We start from the raw sequence: 24,698 nt of genomic DNA, 5'->3' as shown, positions 1-24,698 counted from the left end.
AGAAAATAGAACAGGAAGAATAGAGATAAAGAAGTCTGTTCTCTTTGCGTTTTAAACATAGTTACGTTTCCTGCCATTCCTTAATCTTTTTTTATCAAAATTCCGCGACATTTGTATTTGTATATAAGCCGTCACATCCTTAAGAAGGCATGAGGTTTTGCACCTGCACGAAAAAAAGCACAACTTTGCTATTGAAAGCAAGGTTGTGCTTTTATGAAATAGAACCAAGTCTATTACTCATGAATTACTCGGCTGAACCGTATAAATCTTCGAGAGGCTTCATGATTGTTTTATTTAAGTCTGTGATAACTTCACTCATTTTTTGTTCATCGGCCATAAGTTTAGAAATCAGTTCGTGTTGTTGTACAAGGGCAACTGTTTTTTGCGCTTGATCCACTTCTTCTTGTGTAATTTCTTGACCAGACATTTGCTTCTGTTGTAACTGAATTTGAATATTTCTAAAGTTATCAAACATCGATTTAGCTGATGGATCTGCATTCACCTTATCATAAGAATCCTTTAAGCTTTGATATTCATTGCTTTCACGGATTGCTTTTTCTAATTCGATTGCTGCGTCTTGTAAATTATTTGCCAAATTGAACACTTCCTTTTCATAGACTTCCACCACTATAACAGACAATGGAAGTAAAATCGAGGAAAAACCTATAAAATATAAGGATTTATAATATCCATATGGCAGTAATACCTTGAAACACACCTACTAGACCACCCAGTAAGGCTCCAAGAAATGTAATCATTCTTAATTCCTTATTAATAATCGAGAACACCATTTGCTCTAACCTTTCAACAGAAAATGAGTCTACCTGTTCTTTTACAATTTCATTGAGCTTCATTTTTTCCATTAAAACAGATATTCTATCAGCTAATAACTTACTTATTCCTACTGTTACTTTCGGGATAAGTTCAGTAATAATATAAGGTCTTATTGTTGCTGTTAGTTGACTAATTGGCATTTGAAATATTTCATGAACTTGAACAAATCGAAACACAGTCTGCTTTATGAATGGAAGGAGGTTATCTCTTCCTATTTTATCTTCAAACTCAGCAATATTTTTATCTAATAATTTTCGCCATTCTTTTCTAAGAAGTGATGTTAAAAGCTCATCTGTTCCAGGATGATTTAAGAATTTTACGATTTCAGGTTGTAGTTTTTCCCCTAATTTCACATTGCCTAAAAACATTTGTAGCATACTTTTAATCATGCCACTTCGTTTTTGGACAAAATCATCGGCCATCCTTTGAATACTTTCTTTTCCTTCTTCACTTGCGAAATAATTCTTTGCTGATTGCACAATCCAATTGCTTAGTTGAGGCAACTGTTCCTCCACTTTACCTACAAGTTTTTGTGGCAAGATTTCTTTCATTGCTACATCTTGATTTGTACGCATCCAATTCTCATATTTCACCTCTAAAAACGCACCAATCTTATCCTCAGCCATTTTTGCAGGTTCATTTATATCTATTTGTTCCAACAGATGCTCTAACGTTTTTTCTGTTTTCAATTTCTTTTCTACTTCTACCACGGCAAATTGTGTCAGCATTGTTTGAAAACGCTCATTTTGTAGTTTCTTTTGTATCCCTTCTGGTGTTAACAAATGATTTATGACAAGTTTACCCATTTGTTCGGCCATCTCACCTCTACGTTTAGGAATCAACCCTGGTGTAAAAGGAAGACGCCATTTCCCAATATAAATCGCTCTATAAGGCTTAAATATCATTTTAATAGCTAAATAATTTGTAACTCCTCCAATGATGGCACCAGTGGCAACCATCATTAGTAGGGTCGTAAAAATTTCTTTCATTCCGCTCTCTACCTTTCTTCTTTCACCAAATTCTTTGTGCAATCGCACCAATTTATCTTGCCATTCATAAGATAGCGTATCAGCATTCGCCTAGATTTTATTATATAATTACTCGCTTCTTGCGGGCAAATGGGGATTAATGATGACACGATATACAAACATTAAAATCAGAGTACTTCCGTATGAAAATAAGATGGTTCTAGAGCTCAACCCAGCATTAGCAGAACATTTACTAATTTCTAATGAGGAACATATCCGTTTATCATTAGGGCAAAAACAATTAACCATTCGCCTCATTTATCGTCAAGTAGATGAAAAGGAACTGTTCATTAGTCAATCTGTATTCGATTATTTCAATATACCATTTGAAGGGCACCTCATGCTTGTTAATTATATTGTTCAAAGCAAGGTATTGTCACTCGGGCCAATTATTGCTATCATGACTGACTTTTTTGAAATGGGAGATCAATCTCCTCCACATTTTCGCACCATCCATCAATTTTGCCATGAAATCAATCAAACTGTTGAGCTTTTAGGAGGAATTGCTTATGTTTGTCATCCCAAAGATATTAAAGAAACTGAAGTCCATGGTTATATAAATATCGAGGGTGAATGGAAGAAACAACTACTGCCACTTCCTGATGTTATTTATAACCGCGTTCACTCTAGAAAGATTGAAAGCTCACCTAGCTTTGCAAACCTTAAAAATTTGCTATATAAAAATGCCATCCCTTTTTTTAATGAACAATTTTTATCAAAGAAAGATGTATATGATTTCTTATTCGACGAAACTCATTTACGTACCTATTTACCAGAAACAGCAGATTATTCGAAAGAAAAGTTACTTTATTTTATAGAAAAGTATCCATCTATCTTCATAAAGCCCGTAAATGGAAGTCAAGGGAAACAAATTATTCACATACGTAAAAATAAAGATATGTACGCCGTTGGTTACTCATCAGGGAAAAAGGCAAAAACAAGCCACCCATTCCATCATCTTGATAGCTTCATATCGCAATTCGAGAAAGAGCATAGAACAAGTAACTATATTATCCAAGAAGGCATACCGCTCATTCAACTCAACAAAAGACCGATTGACTTTCGCATTCTTTGTCATAAAAATAGGCAAAACATTTGGAAAGTTACCTCTGCTGTAGCCCGAATCTCTAATGCAGAACAATTTGTATCTAATCTTGCCCAAGGAGGGGAAATGAGAAAACCACTAGCACTGCTAACTACACTATTTGATAAAACCACCGCAATACAAATATTAGCATTAATGAAAGAAATTTCAATAGAGCTATGCACGATGATTGATCAAAAAACATTTGGCCTATATGGTGAACTTGGCATTGATATGGGCGTTGATTATGAGGGGCATTTGTGGATGATTGAAGCAAACTCTAAACCATCTAAGCAAATTGATGGTGAATTCAATCAGATCAGACCTTCTGCAAGAGCACTTGTAGAGTATTGTACTTTTTTAGCTTTTTCAACATAACAATAAGGAGGAAAAATCAGCATGAAAACACTTGGTATTATGACACTTTACGAAACAAGTGAAAGGACCTATATAACAGCTATTGCTTCACAAGCTAAACATCACGGCTATCAATGCTTTCGTTTTATTCCGAAAAACATCCTACCACACAATAATGAAGTAAATGGAGAGCTATTTAATGAAGTAACCGAACAATGGGAGTCTACGGTTTTTCCATTACCTGAACTGTTATATGACCGTTGTTTTTATCAAGAAGATGATCATTCAAAAAAATGCAAAGTCATAACAAATTGGTTAAAAAAGAGTGGTAAGACCCAATTCTTAGGTCAAGGACTTCCAAATAAGCTCGAAATATATGATGCCCTAAAACATTCTAGACTCGCTCCTTATTTACTGCAATCAGATCCTTTCACTTCAGCGAAATCTTTCATTAAACAGTTAAAAAAGCAGTCACCACTCGTATTAAAACCAGTAAATGGGTCACAAGGTATAGGTATTTATGTTATCTCAATCAAAGGTGACTCAATGATTATCAAAACAGACAAAGGCTCTAAGCAGATTCAACAAACGCTTCCCATTCATAAAGCAACGGTTTGGTTAGAGAGGCTGACAAAAAGATATCAATATCTAATCCAACCATTCTTATTACTCGTTGATGAACAGAATCGCCCCTTTGATTTACGCGTTTTTCTGCAAAAGGATGCTAACGGTGAATGGCAAGAACAAGCAAGAGCCATGCGAACTGGTCATGAAAACGGCATAATTTCTAATTTAAGTGCCGGTGGAACAACCTCTTCCTATGAGCATTGGCTAGATAGTATTCCAAAAAGCCAAAAGTCGTTTTTACAGGAAGAATTAAAGGAAATATTAATTATTCTTCCCTCAATTATGGAATCTTGCTTTTCAACACTATTTGAATTAGGTATCGACATCGGAATTGATCAAGAAGGTGGCATCTGGATTCTTGATATTAACTCTAAACCTGGCAGGAAATTGGTCTTACAAACAAATCCACAATTAGCAGATGTCCTTTACACTTCTCCATTTAAGTATGGAGATTACCTATTATCCCAACGGGCATTAGCAGAAAGGAAGTGAAAGAATGATGAATCAAACATTTATGATAGATATCACCTCAGACTATAAGGGCTGTGTATTCTTGCCAAACCATATAAATCTAAATACTGCCCTTTACAAATTAAATTTCGGTACAGTTACCATTGATGCTAAATTTAAGCAACAACCGAGCTCCAAACAAGCAATCACCATCAGTGAAGATCTCGCTAAAGATATTTTCTTCCCTTATGTCAAGCACCCTCTTCATATTTTTATACATGATGAAACATTAACAATCGGACCCCTTGTTGGCATTTTCACGTCAGGGTTCACATCATTTCCCATGCGGCCTATCGGTGATCGCTCAATTATTTTTTCTAAACTCTTATCTGTAAGTACTAGTGTCGGTGCACTTCCTTTCGTATTTGGAGAGAAGCATATCAATTGGGATTCTGGTACTATACAAGGTTTATTTTATTTACAAAATGGGTGGAAGACAATTGAAGTGCCTTTCCCAAACGTAATCTATGATCGCCTTCCAAATAGAAAAAGTGAACGGCAAAAACAACAAAAAGAAGTAAAGTCACGACTTGAACAAGAATATTTAATTCCTTGGTATAATCCAGGCTTTTTTAATAAAATGGATATTTATGATCGTTTATTTCAAGTCGAGGAAATTTCGGAGTATTTACCTGAAACACAGCCGTTTAGTTCTTATTCCGCCATCGAAAACATGCTCGCCAAATATGGCCATATATACATTAAACCAATGAATGGCAGTCTGGGATTAGGTATTCATCAGATTATTTATAACAGAGAAGACAGTGCTTATTATTGTCGGTACAGAGATTTAAAAGCTGGTATGAATAAACTAAAGAAATTCTCTAGTCTAGAAGGGTTAATGAAGCATATTTTTGCAGGTAAAAACCTCGAAAGAATGATTATCCAACAGGGTATATATCTGTTGAAGAAAGAGAAATGCTCCATTGATTTTCGGTTACACACGAATAAAGATTCAACAGGACAGTGGATTGTTACTGCTTGTGCAGCAAAAGTAGCTGGAAATGGAAGTGTTACAACCCATGTAAAAAGTGGAGGTACGATTCAATCATTAGATGAAATTTTCGAGGATCCAATTGAAAGAGAAGAAATTGCTAATAAATTGCAAACAGCTTCCTTAAAGTTAAGCGAAGCAATAGAAAATAATATGGAAGGTCTTGTCGCAGAAATAGGCTTTGACTTAGGCATAGACCAGTCAGGAAAAGTTTGGTTTTTCGAAGCGAATTCAAAACCAGGACGTTCAATCTTTACTCATCCAAGTATGAAAAAATTTGATTTCTTAACACGAAAACTTTCTTTAGCATATAGTATCTACCTAACAGAACAAGCAATGAAAAGCCCTGAGGCATTGTTTAGATGACTACTTCCTACTATGACCCTTTATCTCAAAAGTGGTATCACGCACAGGAAAAAATGTTTGGAAACAATAAAATAAAAACAGAAAAACTCTTTCATTATTCAAAAAAATGGTTGCCATTCTCATTAAATGAAGATTCTCATCGAATCGGTCCAATTATAGGGATCTTAACAAGCAAAGGAAAAAATAAAAAATTAGCGGGCAATGGTCCGCTATTTTTATCCCTTGTACAACAATTTTCAAAAATAGGCGCATTACCTATTGTCTTTACGCCAGATGATTTTGGAGTATCATTTGTAACTGGTTATACATTTCATCCATCTCTAGGAAAATGGATACAGGTCTCATCCCCTCTACCTGATGTCATATATAACCGTATTCCTTTCCGCAACCTAGAAAAAGAAACTGATTTTACTGCACTTACATCGTTCTTACAAAAACATAATATTCCTTTTTTCAATCCCTGTTTTATAAATAAATTGGAAATGCATCATTTATTAATGGAATCTTCCTCATTAAAACCTTTATTACCAGAAACTTCGTTATTAACTTCTGAAGAAATGCTACATGATTGGCTGAAAGACAAACAAAAAATATATATCAAACCCGTTAGTAGTGCAAAGGGAAAAGGAATCTTTCGAATCTCCCTAGAGGAAAATCAATATTTAATGGAAGGTGTTCATCTAACAAAAGAGTTCGCTACCTTAAACGAATTATGGAATGAATTAAAAGTTCATTTAGCTAAGGACCGATATATCATACAAGAAGCAATTGAACCAGCTTTATATGATGAATCAAGATATGATTTCAGAATATTATCACATAAAGAGAAGAACAATTTTGTCATTTCTGGGATTGGTATAAGGCAATCTAGCAGTCACCAACAAGTCACAACACATGTACCCAATGGTGGGAAGATATTGCCTTATGAACTATTTGCTAAAGAAGAGGACTATATATTTTTCAATTCAATCATACAAGAGGTGGGTCATTTATTAAATGAACAACTAGGTTTATTCGGGGAATTCTCTTTAGATATAGGTGTAGGTGCGAACGGTAAATTCTACTTGTATGAAGTAAATTCCAAGCCTATGAGTTTTGATGAAGAGCATATTGAAAACAAACGAATCAAAGCAATTTGTCACTTATGTATGCAATTAAGCGGTTTTCCCACTTTTCCTCATTAAATTATGTTTATTTTCATTTTCAGAACTCCTCGATTCAAGTTAAAATGAGAACAAGGGGGAATAATCATGATTTCACATTTTCAATTTCAATCATTATATGAAAACAAAGAATTACCAGGATGGAAATTTTCTTTTTTTCATCATGGCAAAAAGTATTTAGGTATATATCATCGTGATGGAAAAATTGAATGGTTATCCACTGTTCCGGACCATAATCATGAAGACAAGTTAAAAAGCCATATTCACGAACTCATGCTTTACCATGTGTATGACCGGTAAAGAATTGTGGAAGAATATGAACCATTCTTCTGAAATTAAGGAGGTTCATTTATGGCAAACAAAAAAGACGATTTAGTAAAAGATTTACCATATGAAGGACGCGATGAAGCCTTTCTCGATGTTGATCGTTATATTAACGAAGGAATGTCCGGAGGTACTGTGCATGTTAGTGGAGGACATACGAATATCGAAGAAGCGAGAGAACTAGAAAAAGAACAACCTCCGCATTGCTGTGATGAAGAATAGACTAGAAAGGAACGATTGTGAGCAATCGTTCCTTTCCTTTTACCAAAAACATCTTACCTACTTTTCACAATCATATTAACAGCTTGTTGTATCTCTTCTTCTGCATTTCTACCTTCTGAATTTGCTTCTCTTATACAAGCTTCCAAATTCTTTGCGACAACATAACCAATCGTTCGGTCAATGCCCGAGCGAATAGCTGAAAGCTGAGTAACGACATCTTTACAATGTTGCTCTTCTTCCATCATCCGTAATACGCCTCTCATTTGACCTTCTAATCTTTTAAGCCTGTTTTTCATATCCTCTGTATAATCCATTTATTCACCTTCTAACCTCATTTTCAATGATTAGGGTCATCATTAATCATCTGTGTTAGCGAATGTAAAAGCATACCCATAATTTTAATGACGATTAAATTGATGATTTATATTATATCATGTTTCTACTGTTCCTCCCTATGCACAATAAAAAGACAACAAAACATTTATAAGGAAATAATTCCCTAAAAATATTCAGGCATAATCTTTTAAATATCAACCATAATAACTATTACAAGCGGCAAACACGCTTAAAACTTCTACTATCGATGGGTTAAACCAAATATGGTGCAAAGAAAATTGCGTTGGTTCATTGCCAACTAACCCAGCCAAAAAAAAATTTAGAGGAGTGGAAACACATTATGGCAAACCAATCTTCAAATCAATTAGTAGTACCAGGAGTAGCTCAAGCTTTAGATCAAATGAAGTACGAAATCGCAAGTGAATTCGGAGTTAACCTTGGCGCTGAAACAACATCTCGTGCGAACGGTTCTGTAGGTGGAGAAATTACTAAGCGTCTTGTTCAAATGGCTGAACAACAACTTGGTGGCGGAAAGTTCTAAGCTGCAAAACTTAATAATATGGATTAGCCCCCTATCACCTAGGGGGCTTTATTTGTTTAGATCATTTTTTCTGGTACAACCCATTTATCATATTGATCTTCAGTAATATATCCTGTTTTTAATGCCGCTTCCTTCAATGTTAGCTCCTCTTTAAAAGCTAACTTAGCAATTTCAGCTGCTTTTTCATACCCGATATGGGGGTTTAAAGCTGTCACTAACATCAGGGATTGATTGACAAACAGAGAGATTTTTTCAGTATTAGCTTCTAAACCAACAATGCAATTTTTATTAAAAGAATTCATACCATCACTAAGTAATGTAATACTTTGAAGCAAATTAAAAATGATTACTGGCTTAAAGACGTTTAATTCAAAATTACCTTGACTGGCAGCAAAGCCTATCGTTGCATCATTTCCAAATACTTGACTTGAAATCATTGTCAACGCTTCGCTTTGTGTTGGGTTTACTTTTCCTGGCATAATTGAACTTCCTGGTTCATTAGCAGGTATCGTTAATTCTCCAATCCCACTTCTTGGTCCACTCGCAAGCCATCTAACATCATTAGCAATCTTCATTAAATCTGCAGCTAAACCTTTTAAAGTTCCATGAAGATGAACAATCTCACTATGACTTGTTAGTGCTTGAAATTTATTAGGAGAAGAAGTGAACGAGAGCTTCGTTAATTTAGAAATCTCACTAGCCATCTTATCACCAAACGACGGGTCAGCATTAATACCTGTTCCGACAGCAGTTCCACCGATAGCCAGTTCTCCTAGTGCTAGTTTCGCTTCATTGATAAGGCGCTCATCCTTCTCTAACATATAACGCCAACCGCTTATTTCTTGTCCTAATGTAAGAGGAGTTGCATCTTGAAGATGAGTTCTTCCTATTTTTACGATATCTGCAAAATCGTTTTCCTTCTGTAGAATGACATCCTTTAAACGAATAAGCGCAGGAATTAAATGTTTATCCACACTGTTCAGTGCTGCAATATGCATCGCTGTTGGAAAAGTGTCATTAGAACTTTGCGACATGTTTATATCATCATTTGGGTGAATAGAAATATCTTCATTATCCAATAATTCATTTGCCCGTCTTGCCACTACTTCATTGACATTCATATTTGTTTGCGTTCCACTGCCTGTTTGCCATACAGCTAAAGGGAAATGTTCATCAAATTTCCCAGCTAACACCTCATCACACGCTGCAACAATTGCATTTTTCTTTTCTTCTGATAACTTATTTAATTCATGATTGACTATCGCTGCTGAGCGCTTAATCGTAGTAAAAGCATAAATTAACTCTAATGGCATTTTTTCAATACCTATTTTGAAATTATTGCGACTTCTTTCTGTTTGTGCACCCCAATATTTTTCAGCAGGCACATTAATTTCACCAATCGTATCTTTCTCTACACGATATTCAGTCATCTTACTACCTCCCAAAAATTCTTGTCTATCTATTATTTTCCTAATTTAAAGCATTTTAAAATAGGTTTATAAAAGCTCCATCCTTAGTTTTACATTCCTAATCAACAGAATCAAGTTATTCGACTTTTCTATTAATAAATCCGACAAAGATTAAACGTAAAACATTCTAATTATAAAATGTTTAACTTAAAAATAAAGGGGTAATTTTTTATTAAATTCTTTTAAAAGGAGTTACATATCATGAATAGAAAAATTATCTCTTCCAGTTTAAAATTTGAAAAATCATTAAATATAAAGAAAATGATTGCTATATACCAAACTGCATATAAATACGACGGCACAATTTATTTTCTTTATCAACATAATGTAGTGATCCCTTCTCACTTGTCAAAACTAGTAACCTTTCTGATGATGGTCCGACCGAAAGACGAATTGAAAGTGATTGTGGAAGGTACTGAGCCAGAAGAAATACTTATTCAAATTAAAACGTTGTGTACGAATGATGTTCACTTTACAGCAGAGCCTAAAAGTTTATTATTGAACAGAAGTGTACATGTATAAGATATCTTATTTTAGTAAAGGTATAGGGAAATAAGAAAGATTCTCCATGAGAATAAAGATTCTCTCAGTAGATTTTTCATTATTTCCCTTTAAATATCATATTTAATTAAACCAGTCAAAAAAACTGATTCCTTTTATCTTCTAACCAGTTTCTTATTTCATCCCTCTGTTCCTGTTTCTCCTTGTTACGTTGCTGCTTTTTATATTTATCATCGATTTTATCGACATTAAAGCTTTCAATCGGTTTTCCTTGAAGCACTTTTTCCATTACTTCCTTGAAAATTGGCGCTGTGCCTTCACTACTACTCGTCGTCAAATAATGATTACGATCACTTTGATCATAGCCAACCCAGATGGCACCTACTAGATGAGGAGTATAACCAACAAACCATTGGTCCTTTGTCCCACTTAAACCTTCAATCCCTAACTGTGTTGAACCAGTTTTCCCTGCGATTTCAACTCCATCAATTTTAGCAGCTTTCCCTGTACCATAATCGACGACACCTAATAGCATTGCTGTCACTTGATTTGCTGTTTGTTCAGAGATTACTGTTTCCTTCTTACTTTCCCATTGAACGAAAGGCTCATCAGATTGGGTTTTTATTTCAATAATTGTATGAGCTTCTTCTTTCTTACCACCATTAGCAAAAACACTATAAGCTTCAGCCATCACTTTAGGAGACACAGGACGGCTTGTCCCACCCAAAGCAAGAGCTAGGCCTCCATCCAATACATTCTTCGGAATGCCGAATTGCTCGGCCATCTTCTTTCCTCTATCTACACCTATTTCATTATATAACCATACAGCCGGTAAATTGATAGAATGCATCACAGCCTCATACATTGGTACTTCACCTAGATATTGGTTATTATAATTATTTGGAGCATACTCACCAAATGATAATTTCTCATCTTTCAACATATCTGTATTTTCCCATCCAGCTTCAATTGCAGCAGCATAAGGAATAATCGGTTTCATCGTTGAACCTGGTTCTCCCACAGGGTGAATGGCTCTATTATGTCCAAGGAGCGTATGCTCACCTCTCCCACCAACTAAAGCACGAATGCCACCAGTTTCAGGATCCATTAATATCATCCCACTTTGAACCGGTCGCTCCCCTGTTGTTGAAGGAAAAATCGCATCATTTTGATAAGTAGACTCTATATCAGCTTGCATACTAGGATCTAATTCGGTATATATTTGATAACCTTGCGTTAACAACTCATCTAATGAGAGATCATATCGATTCATTGCTTCTTCGAGAACAGCATCAACATAATAAGGGTACTTTCCTTTCATTGGATCAGCTTCCCCTTCTTTAAAACTCATTTCTACATTTATTGCTTGATTCATTTCCTCTTCATTAATATATCCATGTTGCTTCATTTGCTTTAAAACAAGATTTTTTCTTGCTATTGCCTTTTGTTTGTCATTGTATGGATTAATCGTAGAAGGTGCTTTAATTAAACCAGCCAACATTGCAGATTCACTTAACGATAATTCGCCTAAATCTTTAGCAAAGTATTTATTAGCTGCTTTTTTCACCCCATACGCACCCTCACCAAAATAAATTCTATTCAAATACATTTGTAGTATTTCTTCTTTACTATATTGGTGTTCTACTTCTCTAGCTATAAAAAACTCTTGAAGCTTTCTGTCATATGATTTTTCTGCAGTGAGAAGTTCATTTTTTACAAGTTGTTGAGTGATTGTGCTTCCGCCTTCAACAATTCTACCAGCTCGTATATTGGTTAAAAAAGCGCGGCCAATCCCTTGATAATCGACGCCTTCATGTTGAAAAAAACGATGATCCTCAATAGCAATAACAGCGTGTATGAGTGATTCCGGTATCTCTTCAAAGGCTACTCCTTCATTTTTGTTAGCAGAAACCTTACTAGCTACTTCACCATTTTTATCATAAATAATCGTTGGCTTGCTTAATTGACTATTTAGACCTTCAATATCATTATTTGTTGCAAATGGAATGATATAGATTAAACCAAAAAGGACTCCCAGTGATATGAGTAATAATATTACCTGCCATATATGCAATTTCTTTATCATGTTTTTCAACCAAACAAATGGTGTTTTTTCCCTTTTCATAACATCTCCACCTTATGTTCCTAGCAAGAAAATTTCTATTATTATAGGATTATACTTCATCAATAAGGGTAAAGTATAACATAAGACGAAAGGGTGATAAGATTGTTAAACTTTCAAACAATTATTGTCGGGTATGATGATTCTGAAAACAGCCGTCACGCATTGGAAAAAGCACTTTCTTTCTCTACGACTGACACAAAAATCATTCTAGCTCATGCTGATGAAGAAGTGATTGAAAATTCTTATTCAGCAACTGAAAAAAACCCTCAGTTAAGATCGAATAATATGATTGTTGAAGGCATGCAAATACAACCGCTCCATATTAGTAATCACGCAGAAGAAAAGACGACACATTCAACAATAATTAACAGCGTCGACCAAGCGATTACACATGCTAAACAAATTGCTGATGAAGCTGGAAAAAAATTAGAAATAAAAATATTGGGAGGCAAACCGGCAGATGCTATATGCGAATTAGCTGAAGAATTAAAAGCAGACATTATATTCGTAGGAAGTTCCTCAAAAGAAGGATTAAAAAGAATTTTCTTAGGAAGCAATAGTGAAAAAATAACAAAAGAAGCGCCATGTAGCGTAATGGTCGTCAAATAATAAGCAAAAAACCCAACTTTGTTGGGTTTTTTGCAGCTATGTATTAAATGAATTAATATTGATGTTGAAGTTCTTCAATGACTTCAGCGAATCTCTCCTTGGCAGAAGTTTCATCAAAGCTACTATAAATACGGAAATGCTCTTCGTCAATAATTCGGTAATGTTGACTAATGATATTTTGTTGCAAAACATAGCCGCTTTTATTCTGTATTTCTTTCCACCAAATCTTTCCACCTAGAGTTTTCTCTTTACGAAAATCAATTCCCTCTCTCACTACTGTTTCAATTACCTCTAAAGGCTCGTTTCCGAACAAAAACCTTACTGTCTCTGTTTCTCTAAACAATGCACATACAGCAACGACAGTCGACCAACCAGCATTGGCCCGGCCTTTTTCAATTTGTACAAGTGTTTTTTTTGAAACACCAACGATTTCTGCCATTTTGTCCTGTGTATAACCAGCTTCAGTACGAATTAAGCGCATCTTTTCCGAAACTTTTAATATGATTTCATCTCTAGTCAAAATCATTTCATTCCCTTGATTTATTTTTCGTGTATTTTTACACCTTTTCATATCGATTATAATTAAATTTTTCGAACCTTTCAAATAAAAATCGAAATGAATAAACAACATATACATCATACATTTTTCAACAAATGTCATTTTGTGTTATAAAAATATTTAAAAGTCCAATCCACATCGATTGATAATCATATTAACATTGCAAGAAAGATTACTCAAATGAACATAACCTAATTGCAAATAATTAAGAAATACGGACTATATAAAATGGATTATTTTTAAAGAGAAGCAGGCAATTTTCACCACCACCTACCACTGATCAAATATTATTATTTTTTGTCAAAAAGTACGTTCCTCATATGTATGATGGCATCCTTCTCCTATTCATAACCGCTTAATAATATTATTTCAATTATAAACTTATCCTTTAAAACCCATAAAAAAACCGAACACATGTGAATCTCCTTTAAGAAGAATTCACATGTTGTTCGGAAGTAATGCATGACGCATGAATTATTTATGCATTATTAATTATTATTTAGCTAATTTTTTTTCGCGTCTTTCTTCTGCAGCTGTATTATAAACTGCACAAGCTGCATCCCCTGTAATATTCACAGCTGTACGCGCCATATCTAATAATCTGTCAATTCCGAGAATTAACGCAATTCCCTCTACAGGTAAACCAACTGATTGTAATACCATGGCAAGCATAATTAAACCTACACCCGGTACGCCTGCTGTCCCAATACTAGCAAGGACCGCTGTTAGAACTACTGTCACTAATTGACCAATACTTAAATCAATACCATATACTTGAGCAATAAAAATAGTCGCTACACCTTGCATAATCGCTGTTCCATCCATATTAATCGTTGCTCCTAAAGGTTGAACGAAACTACTAATATGCTTAGGTACTTTTAAGTTCTCTTGGGCTACTTCCATTGAGATTGGTAAAACAGCATTACTGCTAGATGTACTAAATGCCACTCCCATTGCCGGTGTAAACCCTTTAAAGAACTTCAAAGGATTTTTTCTACCACCTAAGAAGTATACTGTACCTCCATATACAATAATTAAATGTATGATTAGTGCAGCAACAACTAGGATGAAGTATAAGCCCATTGCTTTAATTGCTGAGAAACCTTGACTTCCGATTGCTGAAGCAATTAAACCAAAAGTTCCGTATGGTGCAAATTTCATTACAACACCAACAAGATACATCATAATCTCATTGCCTTGTTCAATTAGCTTTATAACACCTTGTGTTTTTTCTCTTAACATCGTTAGAGCAAAACCAATAAATGCTGCAAAAACAATGATTTGTAACATATCACCAGAAGTCATCGCTGCAAATGGATTAGCAGGAATCATATTAAGTAAGGTATCACTTACTGGTGGTGCTTCTTCTGCATTGAATTCAGCATTAGCTGTGTCAAATGTGCCAACTTCGCCAGGCTTAAATATTAAAGCCAAAGAAATTGCAATGACAATAGCTATTGCAGTTGTTACAAGGAAATATGAAATGGTTCTAACACCGATTCTCCCTAATTTTTTCGGATCCCCTAGTCCAGTAAATCCGAGAATTATTGAGAATAAAACTATTGGTACAACTAACATCTTAATTAAATTAAGAAAAATTTGTCCAAGTGGATAAAATAACCACGTATCTAGTACTTCAAATACGTTTGGAGCGGTTACATTTAAGATAATTCCAACAACTGCACCGACAAGTAACGCAATAATAATTTTTGTGGTAATTTTCATAGAAGTCCTCCCATAAAATAATATACTCGAATTACAATCGTAATATATAAAAGTGTGTTTCTGCAAAACATTTTGTCCATTCGTGATAAAAAATAGAACTTTATACCCATAATAATGGTTTTATTTTACTTTTAAATGTCGAAAGGGTGAGATTTTTGTCGAAGTGGAAAATGAGTATCGATTCCTCTCTTAAACTTCACTTATTAGAGCCTTATCATTCAGAAGATTTTTATTTATTAATCAAAAAAAATCGTGCGTATTTAGCTGAGTGGTTGCCATGGGTGCAATTCACAGATAGTATTGAAAAAACAAGTGCAATGATTTCCTCATGGCTCCAACAATATCATACACAGAACGGGATTTTTTTAGGTATATTTATAAATCAAAAATTAATCGGTTCTATTAGTCTTCATACAATAGACTGGCAAAATAAGCAAGCAAGCATTGGTTATTTATTAGACCAGACACATCAAGGAAAAGGTCTTATTACGAAATCAGCTAATCACCTCATTAACTATACGTTTTCTCTTTTACATCTTCATCGCCTAGAAATCAAATGTGCCGTACAAAATGAAAAAAGCCGTAAAATACCAGAAAGATTAGGTTTTACTCAAGAAGGTATTCTCAGAGACAACGAATACATTAATAACCATTTTCATGACCTTGTTCTTTATTCTCTGTTAAGTACAGATCACAATTGGTAAAAGATGTATGAATATTATACCCTTAATTGAGCCTAAATGGAACAGTAATTCGTTCTTTCGACCTTCATATTTACAGAATTTTCGAATAAAATAGTCTTAAATAAGAAGTTACCCTTTGACTGATTATATTTTCTTAACGTATAATTATTTTTAAAATATTCAAACTGAGGTGGTAAAATGGGATATTCTATCGCATCGGTGGATTAGCGAAAATTAAGTTATTGCATGAAATAGTCTTAAATGAAGTTTTTTCTAATTATGATGATGAACTTACTATGGAAAAGAAATACAGTGATTTACATGGTAATCGAAGCTATTCCATATTTTTTTAAATTAAAGACGATAAATCTTTACCTCTAAATTTGAAATAGGAAAATTTAAGTATATATCAAATAGATACTTAACTCATTGATTGCTTCGATTGCTTGTTATAGGAGCTCATCTATTTTTCAATTCTCAGGAGGTGACACCCTACCCTTTATTGGGTTTAGGGGAATTTATTTGGACATATTAAACTTGGTTATTGTTGCCATTTTAATTGGCTTAACGGCATTCTTTGTCGTTTCAGAATTTGCTATTGTGAAAGTACGAAGCTCAAAAGTGGATCAATTAATCGAAGAAGGTAGCAAGAGAGCCATCTCAGTAAAAAAAGTAACTACTCATTTAGATGAGTATTTGTCTGCCTGTCAATTAGGTATTACGATTACGGCATTAGCTCTCGGTTGGCTTGGTGAAACAACATTTGAAAATCTACTTTTACCGATATTCCAGTTGTTTCATATACCTGCCTCATTATCTCATATTTTGATTATTGCATTCGCCTTTACCATCGTTACATTTTTACATGTTGTCGTTGGAGAGCTTGCGCCGAAAACAATTGCTATTCAGAAAGCCGAAACGGTCACATTAATGGTAGCCAAGCCTTTAATTTGGTTCTATCGCATTATGTTCCCATTTATCTGGGTGCTAAACGGATCTGCCAGATTGTTAACAAAAATGATTGGGCTAAAACCTGCTTCTGAACACGAAATGGCTCACTCTGAAGAAGAATTAAGGATTATTCTTTCAGAAAGTTATGAAAGCGGGGAAATCAACCAATCGGAATTTAAATATGTGAACAAAATATTTGATTTTGATGACCGCATTGCGAAAGAAATTATGGTCCCACGTACAGAGATTATTTCTATTTCTAAAGATGATACCCTAGAGGAATTTTTACCTACCGCCAAGAATGAAAAGTTCACACGGTATCCCATTATAGACGGTGATAAAGACCATATCATCGGTATGATCAATGTGAAAGAAATCTTAACGGACCTAATTTCTTCTAAGTCTCAGTCAACAATAAAACCGATATCCACTTATATTCGTCCTATCATTCGTGTAATCGATTCTACACCGATTCATGATTTGTTGTTAAAAATGCAAAAAGAACGTATCCATATGGCTATATTGATGGATGAATATGGTGGAACTTCAGGATTGGTGACCGTTGAAGATATTATCGAAGAAATTGTCGGTGATATTAGAGATGAGTTTGATGTGGACGAAGTACCAAGTGTTCAAAAAGTGAAAGATAATCATTATATCTTAGATGGAAAAGTTTTAGTTAGCCAAATTAACGATATTTTAGATATTTCCATCAATGATGAAGATGTTGACACAATAGGTGGTTGGTTGTTAACTGAGAATTATGAAGCCAAAGAAGGCGACTTTATTGAACAGGAGAACTTTGTGTTTACTATTGTAGAAATGGAAGATCACCATATCAAATTAGTGGAGGTATACAAGAAACCAGTAATTGAAGAAATAGCTCCTTCCCAAATTCCTTTGTCTACAGAATCACAAGTCCAAATATGAAATAAAAAACCGCGCTGAAATTCAGCGCGATTTTTTTATTTTGCCATTCATTTTTTAGGAAAAAACAATCGGAAAATGGTTCCATTATTTGTTTCACTTTGAACATCTATTTTACCACGGTGTAAAGAAACTAATTGTTTTACGATTGACAAACCAATCCCAAATTCACCAAAATAACTGTTCGTTCTTGAACTGTCCGCCTTGTAGAATCTTTCCCAAATCCAATCAACTTCTTTTGGATCTATACCAATTCCATTATCTTCAATTTCAATACAAATATCATGCTCATTCTCAAAGGCGCGCATGGATATCCATCCGTTTTCTGTGAATTGAATACTATTTTTAACAATATTAATAAGAATTTGAATCAAGCGGTCATAGTCAGCATGAATATAGATATCATCTGCTGCCTCAATATAAATTTGGTTATTTTTTTCATCTGCTTGCATTAGAAGCTGTTCACTTACGACTTCAAATACCTCAATAGCTTGAATATCAATCATATGTAATTCTAATTGGTTTGAACGAATCTTTTCATAGTCTAAGTTTTCATTTACTAATCTAATCAACCTTTTAGCTTCACGGTCAATTAAATTCATCCCTTTATCAACTTCCTCTTCAGGAATCAATTGATTTTTAATTCCTTCTGCTAATCCACTAATAGTCGTTAATGGTGTCCTTAATTCATGTGAGACATCGGCAAGAAATTTTTGTCTGCGATTTTCTAGCCTTTCAATTTCCTCTTGAGATTTTTTTAATTGCACAACCATCTCATTAAAATCCCTTGCTAAATAACCTAAATCATCCTTGGAATCATCTGGCACATTTACATTATAATCGCCTGATGAAATCATTGAAGTTGCCTTTCTAAACGCTCTCACTCTAGTTGATAAGTTACGGGAGAAGATTAAACTTAAAAAGATTGCTGCCGTTGCAGCTATAGCAATCGTATACAATAAATATTGATTAAGCTGTCCAATCATTTTTAAAGACGTACTTATCGGCGAAAGTAATAAAATTCCACCGGTTATGTTTTCACCTTCCATTGACGGTAAAGCTACTAATGATACTTCCTGTTCAAACCGTTTAATATCATGAAGGATTGTTACAGACTCACCTTTTGACAACTTTTCCCACTCTTTTTGGGAAAGGCGTATACTAGGGTCCATAGAAACATTGGGGTAGATAATATCTGCATTACTATCGAATAAAATATATTGAATATTTCTTGCTTCAAGTAGCTTACTATATTTATTCAAAAAAGTTTGTGGACTTTCTTCATGAATGGATACATCTTCTAAAATCTGCTGGCCATATTCATTTAATTCTTCCACTTTGTTTTCGAATATATAACTTCTTACAAATTGTGAAAAAATCAAACCCATTAATAGAAACGCCAGTATTAGAATAAGAACATGACTGGATAGCAGTTTAAGAAAATATTTATTTCTCATAGGTATCCGTCGACTCATCAAATTTGTAACCTACACCCCACACAGTATGGATAAATGGTTGATCTGCACTGCCTATCTTTTTCCTTAAACGTTTAATATGAACATCGACTGTCCTTTCATCTCCATAAAATTGGTATCCCCATACTTTATCGAGTAATTGCTCTCTCGAAAATACTTGTTTTGGATGGGTAATAAAGTAATACAATAAATCGAACTCTTTAGGTGTTAAATTTGAAAGCAGTTCATCTTTAAAGTAGACTTCTCTAGCTTCTTTACTAATTTTGAAAAAATGGCTTGTCGTAAAGTGATGATCCTTCTCTGTTGTATCTGATTGAAATCTTCTAGATACGGCTTTAATCCTCGCCATTAAAGTTAACGGGCTAAATGGTTTCGTCACATAATCATCCGCACCCATCTCAAGTCCAAGTACTTGATCAGATTCACTGTCTTTCGCTGTTAACATAATAATGGGCACACTGCTAATATCACGGATCTTTCTACATAATGTTACACCGTCCATAGCTGGGAGCATCCAATCGAGTATAATTAAATCCCATTCTCCTTTATTAAACGCCTCAAATCCTGATTGTCCATCGTGGACAAAGGTTCCTTTATATCCTTCTTTCATGAAAAACATTTCAAGCATTGTACAAACACTTTCATTATCTTCAACTACTAATAAATTCATGTATAACCACCATCCTTTAAACAGGTAATCTAAGTTTATTGTATAGGTATATTTTCATTTTAATAAAAGAATTATATCTCATTTATGTGTCAAAACGGTGTTAAAAATATGAAAGTCACATTTCGTCATCACTAAATGCAATCGAAAGATGACTTCGATATTTATTTTCGATTTTAACAAAGGTATACTTATGATAAATAGGAAGGTGAATAAAATAATGAACGACAATCCATCTTATAACGAATTAGACGAAGAAACTCTTTTTTTAGTCACACAAACTTTTAAAGCCTTATCTGATCCGACAAGGCTTAGAATCCTACATTTACTTTTTCACGAAGAACACTCGGTAAATGAGATTGCCGATAAGCTCTCTCTGTTGCAATCAACTGTCTCCCATCAATTAAGATTCCTAAAAAACTTGAGGCTAGTTAAATTCCGACGTGAAGGAACTACTTTATATTATAGTCACGATGATGAACATGTTATGCATTTATTAAAACAAACAATAGAACATACTCGCCATTCTTAATTACACACGTCCTTATGGTTTGGACAACCACTGCTTCTGCCTTCAACTTGGATTGTACTATGATTGATGCCAAATTGATGAGAAAGTAATTCTTTTGTTTCTTTGAGGACAGTATCATGGTGCCCATCATCATTTAAGACAATATGGCAACTAAAAGCAGGGAATCCTGAAGTAATCGTCCAGAGATGTATATCATGTACATCCTCTACATTTTGAAGTGTTTTGATGGAGGCTTTAATTTCCTCAATTTGCATCCCGTCAGGTACCCCTTCCATCAATACATGAAAGGCTTCTTTTGTCACTCTATAGCCGCTATTTATAATCAAAATAGCAACAATTAAACTTGCTATTGGGTCAGCAATACCCCAGTCAAAAAAGTAGATCAGTAAACCTGCTATAATCGCTCCTACAGAGCCTAGTAAATCTCCAATTACATGAAGAAACGCACTTTTCACATTAAGGTTTTCATCTTTGTCACCTTTCATTAAGATAACAGCTGCTACTATATTGATAAGAAAACCAATTGTAGCAATTGTTAACATACCTAAGCTTGCTACTTCTGGCGGTGAGATAAACCTTTTCACACTTTCAATCATGATAAGAATAGCGATGACTATTAATGTTACCCCATTTATCGCCGCCGCTAAAATTTCAAACCTTTTAAATCCGAATGTTTTTTTGTTGGTTGATTCCCTTTGAGCTATCTTGATGGCAATATAGCTTAACCCTAACGCTCCTGCATCACTTAACATATGGCCTGCATCTGATAAAAGTGCTAAACTATTCGTCCACAGACCACCAATAAACTCAATAATCATGAATCCAAAAATTAAACAGAAGGTAAGTAATAATACATTTTGATTGTTAGACGAATGATGATGATGAGAATGGGAATGATCATGACTCATTATAATTCACCTCTTATATATGAATATATGTTCATATATTACATTATGAAGAACTAAACGAAATTGTTCAACTGTTTTGTATGAAATCGAATGAAAAGTTTGTTTATAGTCCAAAATATGGTATTGTTTACAAAAATAATATTTTACACATAATAACAAAACCATACGAACAAAGCTTCTTCAACAGAAAGTAGGATTTTTCATGATAAAAGCACTCATCAACCGTAAAGCATATTTTATTTATAAGTTCTTAATGATCATTGCTGGTGCTACACTTGCTGCTTTATCAATTGAATTATTTCTTATACCAAATCTGATTATAGATGGTGGCATTATTGGTATTTCCTTAATCGTTAACCATTTAACAACCATCCATTTCGGTGTATTATTTATTTGTTTTAATATTCCTTTTTTAATTGCTGGTTATAAGCTATTAGGAAAAAGTTTTTTTCTTGCTTCCCTAATAGGCATTATCTCTTTAGCAGGAGTCGAATCACTATTTCATCATACCTCTCCTTTTACATCTACCCCGTTACTGGCAACAGTATTCGGAGGTGTCATCCTAGGAGCAGGAGTGGGGCTAGTCATTCGACATGGTGGTGCGTTAGATGGAACTGATATTATGGCAATTCTTTTAACAAAAAAAATCCCCTTTTCTATAGGGGAATTTATCATGTTCTTTAATATTTTCGTTTTTGTCTGGGCAGGATTCGTCTTGGGGTGGGAACAAGCCATGTATTCAATCATCACTTACTATATTGCTTCTAAAACGATTGATATGGTTGTACAAGGTTTTGAAGGAGATACGAAAGCTGTGCTCATCGTTTCTGACCATTATAAGGAGATGGCTGATTGTATTATTACAAAGCTAGGAAGAAGTGTGACGAAGTTGAACGGCAAAGGTGGATATATTAATACTGATAAAGAAATTATTTATGTTGTTGTGACTCGATTAGAAATATCTAAACTTAAAACTATCATTGCTGAGATTGATCCTCTTGCTTTTACAACCATAATGGACACACAAGAAGCACGAGGTAGTAAATTCAAATCTGCTCTTCATTAGTTTTAAAATACTGCCATTCATCTATTGCTGTTTAACCACCACCCATAAAAATACGAACAGAAGCGAATCCTCAACTGTTCGTATTTGTCATGATCATTGAATTTTCAGTGGTCACCTTTATAGATATTTTCTATGAAGCGCCTTTCCATCATAAGTAAAAACCATTTCCTTCTCTTCTACAATTGTTTCCATATGAACCGCTCTTCCCCATAACTGATATACATAAGGCAGAACTTTCTCTAAGTATTTCAAATCAAGCTCAATCCCTTCAAACCAATGCTTTAAATACAACTCACCATTCTTCATATAATCTCCATCATTTACCGTCAGATAAGGAAATCCCCCATTTACTCTCATACTAACTAGCTGATCGCGCACATTTTCCCATCCTTTATCGACAACTTTATAATCTTTTCCTTGCTTTTGAAATAAATACATATCCTCTCTCATCACTAAATCTTTTGTCAAGTAATTCCGGATAAACGAGATATCAGATTCAATTTCTCGTACTTCAAACATTTTTTCCCTACCAGAGCCAACCTCTACTCCTCTCCTAATCATTTCTTCCGTAGGGTGATTATATCGTTCTTCAATATCCTCAAAAATCTTCAAGCCAAGGTAATAAGGGTTAATACTTGTTTTTGATGGTTGCACAACACCAGCATTTAATTTCGCAAATTCCAAAGCTTCTCCAGAAGTAAGATCCATCTCCCTTAAAATTCGTTGATGCCAAAAGGAGGCCCAGCCTTCGTTCATAATTTTCGTCTCAAGTTGTGGCCAAAAGTAGAGCATCTCTTCTCGCATCATTGTTAAGATATCTCTCTGCCAATCAGTCAATTCACGGCTGTATTGTTCAATGAATAAAAGTATATCTTTTTCTGGCTTAGGTGGGAACTTCTTCATTTTTTTCTTTTTCTGTTTTACTTCTTTTTGATCAAGTCCCCATAAATCGTCATAAGGCGTTTCAACATGGAAAGACGAGCTCTCTTCTTCTTCTTCATGATCCCAAATAAATTTCGGGCGCATAAGAGAAGGATCTATATGCTCTTCAATAGCTAAAATGGCATCTAAAAATGTCTCTACTTCTTTTTTTCCATAGTCAATTTCATATTTTCTAATACGCTCTGCCGTAGCAGACATGCTTTCAACCATATCTCTCTTTGTATTTTGGAATCGAACATTATTTTTAAAAAAGTCACAGTGAGCAAGGACATGTGCGACAATTAATTTGTTTTGAATTAAAGAGTTGGAATTTAATAAAAAAGCATAACAGGGATCAGAGTTAATCACCAATTCATATATTTTCGACAAACCGAGATCATAATGTAGTTTCATCTTAAAAAATTGCTTTCCAAAACTCCAGTGGGAAAACCTTGTTGGCATCCCATAAGCACCAAAAGTATAAATTATTTCTGCTGGACATACCTCATATCTCATCGGATAAAAATCCAGTCCAAAACCTGTGGCGATTTCTGTGATTTCGTCTATTGCATACTCTAACGATTTATGTTCACTACCAAGCATTCTCTCACTCCCTATCTTCACCTTTAACATAATCTATGATAGAAAAAAGAGAATGATGAGTATACTTCAGTCTTTCAAACAAGACTTTTAGTGATCCATTTAATCCTCATTTAGACAAACAAAGGATGCCCTTAAAATGAGCATCCTTTGTGAAATAATTATTTTTTTCTAAAGGAGACGCTAGGCGTTTACTACATTCTTTTCACTTTCGCTCCTGCTCTTCAACAGTTAAATTTAAAAATTTACTATCGTCTAGTCGATGAGTTACTTTAACAAGCACAGTCAAATCTTTTCCATCCTCTTTTACTTGAAATATAAAAGTATCAATGACTTCATTTTCTGAAATCATCCGTCTTCCAGCATACTGATAATCAACAACTTCTTCCTCTGGGTAATCTTCCTTCACAACCACTGTTGCAATTCTGCCGTATTTTTTATAATCGACTTTTTCTTTATGTTCTCCATGTGTATGTACGTCGGCAAATACTGGTGCCTGAATGTAGTTTAAACATACTACAGTAAGTAACAATAAAAGTAGCTTTTTCATACAATAAACCCCCGTTTATCTAAAATTACTACTTCTATCTTTTT

25 protein-coding genes are annotated in these 24,698 nt (G+C 34.4%); 13 read left to right on the top strand and 12 right to left on the bottom strand.

Translation table 11 applies throughout. The annotated features are described in order from the left end of the window. Positions 1 to 244: 244 nt before the first annotated feature. Both MKY26_RS01780 and MKY26_RS01775 read right to left on the bottom strand, forming a co-directional pair. On the bottom strand, positions 245 to 595 hold the full coding sequence (locus tag MKY26_RS01780; protein ID WP_322909131.1) for a YlbF family regulator: 351 nt from the start codon (positions 593 to 595) through the stop codon (positions 245 to 247). An 85-nt stretch (positions 596 to 680) separates the two neighbouring features. Then, positions 681 to 1,823 carry a DUF445 domain-containing protein gene (locus tag MKY26_RS01775; RefSeq protein WP_322909130.1) on the bottom strand — a complete coding sequence of 381 codons (1,143 nt, stop codon included), beginning with the start codon at positions 1,821 to 1,823 and terminating at the stop codon, positions 681 to 683. 139 nt (positions 1,824 to 1,962) lie between these two features. On the opposite strand from MKY26_RS01775, the gene MKY26_RS01770 reads away from it, so the two are divergent. The 6 genes from MKY26_RS01770 (at position 1,963) to MKY26_RS01745 (ending at position 7,509) form a co-directional block, all read left to right on the top strand. Continuing rightward, positions 1,963 to 3,324 carry a YheC/YheD family endospore coat-associated protein gene (locus tag MKY26_RS01770; protein WP_341091902.1) on the top strand — a complete coding sequence of 454 codons (1,362 nt, stop codon included), beginning with the start codon at positions 1,963 to 1,965 and terminating at the stop codon, positions 3,322 to 3,324. 21 nt (positions 3,325 to 3,345) lie between these two features. Continuing rightward, on the top strand, positions 3,346 to 4,422 hold the full coding sequence (locus MKY26_RS01765; RefSeq protein WP_328198662.1) for a YheC/YheD family endospore coat-associated protein: 1,077 nt from the start codon (positions 3,346 to 3,348) through the stop codon (positions 4,420 to 4,422). Between the two features lie 7 nt (positions 4,423 to 4,429). After that, positions 4,430 to 5,800 carry a YheC/YheD family endospore coat-associated protein gene (locus tag MKY26_RS01760; protein ID WP_095373491.1) on the top strand — a complete coding sequence of 457 codons (1,371 nt, stop codon included), beginning with the start codon at positions 4,430 to 4,432 and terminating at the stop codon, positions 5,798 to 5,800. Further along, a complete protein-coding gene (locus MKY26_RS01755; protein WP_341091898.1) occupies positions 5,797 to 6,984 on the top strand; it encodes a YheC/YheD family endospore coat-associated protein in 1,188 nt (395 codons plus the stop codon). Before MKY26_RS01760 ends, MKY26_RS01755 begins: the two co-directional genes overlap by 4 nt. Positions 6,985 to 7,050: 66 nt before the next feature. After that, positions 7,051 to 7,263 (top strand): YheE family protein, encoded by a 213-nt coding sequence (locus tag MKY26_RS01750; protein ID WP_341091896.1) that lies wholly within the window; start codon positions 7,051 to 7,053, stop codon positions 7,261 to 7,263. 51 nt (positions 7,264 to 7,314) lie between these two features. Further along, positions 7,315 to 7,509 (top strand): hypothetical protein, encoded by a 195-nt coding sequence (locus tag MKY26_RS01745; protein WP_341055004.1) that lies wholly within the window; start codon positions 7,315 to 7,317, stop codon positions 7,507 to 7,509. A gap of 53 nt (positions 7,510 to 7,562) precedes the next feature. On the opposite strand, the gene MKY26_RS01740 is transcribed toward MKY26_RS01745, so the two are convergent. Next, on the bottom strand, positions 7,563 to 7,823 hold the full coding sequence (locus MKY26_RS01740; protein ID WP_095369936.1) for a metal-sensitive transcriptional regulator: 261 nt from the start codon (positions 7,821 to 7,823) through the stop codon (positions 7,563 to 7,565). 362 nt (positions 7,824 to 8,185) lie between these two features. Between MKY26_RS01740 and MKY26_RS01735 the strand changes: the two genes are divergently transcribed. Next, complete coding sequence (locus MKY26_RS01735) at positions 8,186 to 8,386, top strand: alpha/beta-type small acid-soluble spore protein (protein ID WP_157733752.1); 201 nt, start codon at positions 8,186 to 8,188, stop codon at positions 8,384 to 8,386. 56 nt (positions 8,387 to 8,442) lie between these two features. On the opposite strand, the gene fumC is transcribed toward MKY26_RS01735, so the two are convergent. Next, on the bottom strand, positions 8,443 to 9,816 hold the full coding sequence (fumC, locus tag MKY26_RS01730) for a class II fumarate hydratase (RefSeq protein WP_322909126.1): 1,374 nt from the start codon (positions 9,814 to 9,816) through the stop codon (positions 8,443 to 8,445). A 240-nt stretch (positions 9,817 to 10,056) separates the two neighbouring features. Here fumC and MKY26_RS01725 point away from each other — a divergent pair, with 240 nt between their 5' ends. Beyond that, entirely contained in the window at positions 10,057 to 10,377 is a 321-nt protein-coding gene (locus tag MKY26_RS01725) for a hypothetical protein (protein ID WP_095369938.1), read from the top strand. Between the two features lie 115 nt (positions 10,378 to 10,492). Here the strand turns inward: MKY26_RS01725 and MKY26_RS01720 are convergent, their stop codons facing one another. Beyond that, a complete protein-coding gene (locus MKY26_RS01720; protein WP_341091893.1) occupies positions 10,493 to 12,481 on the bottom strand; it encodes a transglycosylase domain-containing protein in 1,989 nt (662 codons plus the stop codon). Positions 12,482 to 12,583: 102 nt separating this feature from the next. Here MKY26_RS01720 and MKY26_RS01715 point away from each other — a divergent pair, with 102 nt between their 5' ends. Continuing rightward, a complete protein-coding gene (locus MKY26_RS01715; protein ID WP_157733753.1) occupies positions 12,584 to 13,090 on the top strand; it encodes a universal stress protein in 507 nt (168 codons plus the stop codon). A gap of 52 nt (positions 13,091 to 13,142) precedes the next feature. On the opposite strand, the gene MKY26_RS01710 is transcribed toward MKY26_RS01715, so the two are convergent. Together MKY26_RS01710 and MKY26_RS01705 are read right to left on the bottom strand one after the other, a co-directional pair. Continuing rightward, positions 13,143 to 13,610 carry a helix-turn-helix transcriptional regulator gene (locus MKY26_RS01710; RefSeq protein WP_191815030.1) on the bottom strand — a complete coding sequence of 156 codons (468 nt, stop codon included), beginning with the start codon at positions 13,608 to 13,610 and terminating at the stop codon, positions 13,143 to 13,145. Positions 13,611 to 14,144: 534 nt separating this feature from the next. After that, positions 14,145 to 15,374 (bottom strand): dicarboxylate/amino acid:cation symporter, encoded by a 1,230-nt coding sequence (locus tag MKY26_RS01705; RefSeq protein WP_095369941.1) that lies wholly within the window; start codon positions 15,372 to 15,374, stop codon positions 14,145 to 14,147. Positions 15,375 to 15,529: 155 nt separating this feature from the next. Here MKY26_RS01705 and MKY26_RS01700 point away from each other — a divergent pair, with 155 nt between their 5' ends. Beyond that, positions 15,530 to 16,078 carry a GNAT family N-acetyltransferase gene (locus tag MKY26_RS01700; protein WP_341091891.1) on the top strand — a complete coding sequence of 183 codons (549 nt, stop codon included), beginning with the start codon at positions 15,530 to 15,532 and terminating at the stop codon, positions 16,076 to 16,078. A gap of 501 nt (positions 16,079 to 16,579) precedes the next feature. Continuing rightward, positions 16,580 to 17,938: a hemolysin family protein gene (locus tag MKY26_RS01695; RefSeq protein ID WP_307318311.1), complete on the top strand. Its 1,359-nt coding sequence runs from the start codon at positions 16,580 to 16,582 to the stop codon at positions 17,936 to 17,938. Between the two features lie 47 nt (positions 17,939 to 17,985). Here the strand turns inward: MKY26_RS01695 and MKY26_RS01690 are convergent, their stop codons facing one another. Then, positions 17,986 to 19,323, bottom strand: coding sequence for a HAMP domain-containing sensor histidine kinase (locus MKY26_RS01690; protein WP_322909124.1), 1,338 nt, complete (start codon positions 19,321 to 19,323; stop codon positions 17,986 to 17,988). Positions 19,324 to 19,381: 58 nt separating this feature from the next. After that, positions 19,382 to 20,080 carry a response regulator transcription factor gene (locus tag MKY26_RS01685; RefSeq protein ID WP_095369945.1) on the bottom strand — a complete coding sequence of 233 codons (699 nt, stop codon included), beginning with the start codon at positions 20,078 to 20,080 and terminating at the stop codon, positions 19,382 to 19,384. 217 nt (positions 20,081 to 20,297) lie between these two features. On the opposite strand from MKY26_RS01685, the gene MKY26_RS01680 reads away from it, so the two are divergent. Then, positions 20,298 to 20,609 (top strand): ArsR/SmtB family transcription factor, encoded by a 312-nt coding sequence (locus MKY26_RS01680; protein WP_095369946.1) that lies wholly within the window; start codon positions 20,298 to 20,300, stop codon positions 20,607 to 20,609. Here the strand turns inward: MKY26_RS01680 and MKY26_RS01675 are convergent. Next, on the bottom strand, positions 20,606 to 21,517 hold the full coding sequence (locus MKY26_RS01675) for a cation diffusion facilitator family transporter (RefSeq protein ID WP_095369947.1): 912 nt from the start codon (positions 21,515 to 21,517) through the stop codon (positions 20,606 to 20,608). The genes MKY26_RS01680 and MKY26_RS01675 overlap by 4 nt on opposite strands. A 202-nt stretch (positions 21,518 to 21,719) precedes the next feature. On the opposite strand from MKY26_RS01675, the gene MKY26_RS01670 reads away from it, so the two are divergent. Next, positions 21,720 to 22,583 (top strand): YitT family protein, encoded by an 864-nt coding sequence (locus MKY26_RS01670; protein WP_095369948.1) that lies wholly within the window; start codon positions 21,720 to 21,722, stop codon positions 22,581 to 22,583. A gap of 117 nt (positions 22,584 to 22,700) precedes the next feature. Here the strand turns inward: MKY26_RS01670 and MKY26_RS01665 are convergent, their stop codons facing one another. Continuing rightward, positions 22,701 to 24,107: a SpoVR family protein gene (locus tag MKY26_RS01665; RefSeq protein ID WP_095369949.1), complete on the bottom strand. Its 1,407-nt coding sequence runs from the start codon at positions 24,105 to 24,107 to the stop codon at positions 22,701 to 22,703. A 202-nt stretch (positions 24,108 to 24,309) separates the two neighbouring features. Beyond that, entirely contained in the window at positions 24,310 to 24,654 is a 345-nt protein-coding gene (locus MKY26_RS01660; RefSeq protein ID WP_095369950.1) for a DUF3889 domain-containing protein, read from the bottom strand. Positions 24,655 to 24,698 lie beyond the last annotated feature (44 nt).

The sequence above is a fragment of the Cytobacillus sp. FSL R7-0680 genome, from assembly GCF_038009245.1.
GTDB lineage: Bacteria > Bacillota > Bacilli > Bacillales > Cytobacillaceae > Cytobacillus > Cytobacillus kochii.
This window is presented reverse-complemented; position numbering and strand designations above follow the sequence as displayed.

Bases quoted from the DNA above. Each gene is read 5' to 3' on its own strand.
- MKY26_RS01720 (WP_341091893.1), bottom strand. From the start codon at position 12,481: ATGAAAAGGGAAAAAACACCATTTGTTTGGTTGAAAAACATGATAAAG.
- MKY26_RS01770 (WP_341091902.1), top strand. From the start codon at position 1,963: ATGATGACACGATATACAAACATTAAAATCAGAGTACTTCCGTATGAA.
- MKY26_RS01705 (WP_095369941.1), bottom strand. From the start codon at position 15,374: ATGAAAATTACCACAAAAATTATTATTGCGTTACTTGTCGGTGCAGTT.
- MKY26_RS01765 (WP_328198662.1), top strand. From the start codon at position 3,346: ATGAAAACACTTGGTATTATGACACTTTACGAAACAAGTGAAAGGACC.
- MKY26_RS01760 (WP_095373491.1), top strand. From the start codon at position 4,430: ATGAATCAAACATTTATGATAGATATCACCTCAGACTATAAGGGCTGT.
- MKY26_RS01660 (WP_095369950.1), bottom strand. From the start codon at position 24,654: ATGAAAAAGCTACTTTTATTGTTACTTACTGTAGTATGTTTAAACTAC.
- MKY26_RS01680 (WP_095369946.1), top strand. From the start codon at position 20,298: ATGAACGACAATCCATCTTATAACGAATTAGACGAAGAAACTCTTTTT.
- MKY26_RS01685 (WP_095369945.1), bottom strand. From the start codon at position 20,080: ATGAATTTATTAGTAGTTGAAGATAATGAAAGTGTTTGTACAATGCTT.
- MKY26_RS01755 (WP_341091898.1), top strand. From the start codon at position 5,797: ATGACTACTTCCTACTATGACCCTTTATCTCAAAAGTGGTATCACGCA.
- MKY26_RS01740 (WP_095369936.1), bottom strand. From the start codon at position 7,823: ATGGATTATACAGAGGATATGAAAAACAGGCTTAAAAGATTAGAAGGT.
- MKY26_RS01775 (WP_322909130.1), bottom strand. From the start codon at position 1,823: ATGAAAGAAATTTTTACGACCCTACTAATGATGGTTGCCACTGGTGCC.
- fumC (WP_322909126.1), bottom strand. From the start codon at position 9,816: ATGACTGAATATCGTGTAGAGAAAGATACGATTGGTGAAATTAATGTG.
- MKY26_RS01690 (WP_322909124.1), bottom strand. From the start codon at position 19,323: ATGGGTTTGATTTTTTCACAATTTGTAAGAAGTTATATATTCGAAAAC.
- MKY26_RS01670 (WP_095369948.1), top strand. From the start codon at position 21,720: ATGATAAAAGCACTCATCAACCGTAAAGCATATTTTATTTATAAGTTC.
- MKY26_RS01735 (WP_157733752.1), top strand. From the start codon at position 8,186: ATGGCAAACCAATCTTCAAATCAATTAGTAGTACCAGGAGTAGCTCAA.
- MKY26_RS01745 (WP_341055004.1), top strand. From the start codon at position 7,315: ATGGCAAACAAAAAAGACGATTTAGTAAAAGATTTACCATATGAAGGA.
- MKY26_RS01675 (WP_095369947.1), bottom strand. From the start codon at position 21,517: ATGAGTCATGATCATTCCCATTCTCATCATCATCATTCGTCTAACAAT.
- MKY26_RS01725 (WP_095369938.1), top strand. From the start codon at position 10,057: ATGAATAGAAAAATTATCTCTTCCAGTTTAAAATTTGAAAAATCATTA.
- MKY26_RS01750 (WP_341091896.1), top strand. From the start codon at position 7,051: ATGATTTCACATTTTCAATTTCAATCATTATATGAAAACAAAGAATTA.
- MKY26_RS01665 (WP_095369949.1), bottom strand. From the start codon at position 24,107: ATGCTTGGTAGTGAACATAAATCGTTAGAGTATGCAATAGACGAAATC.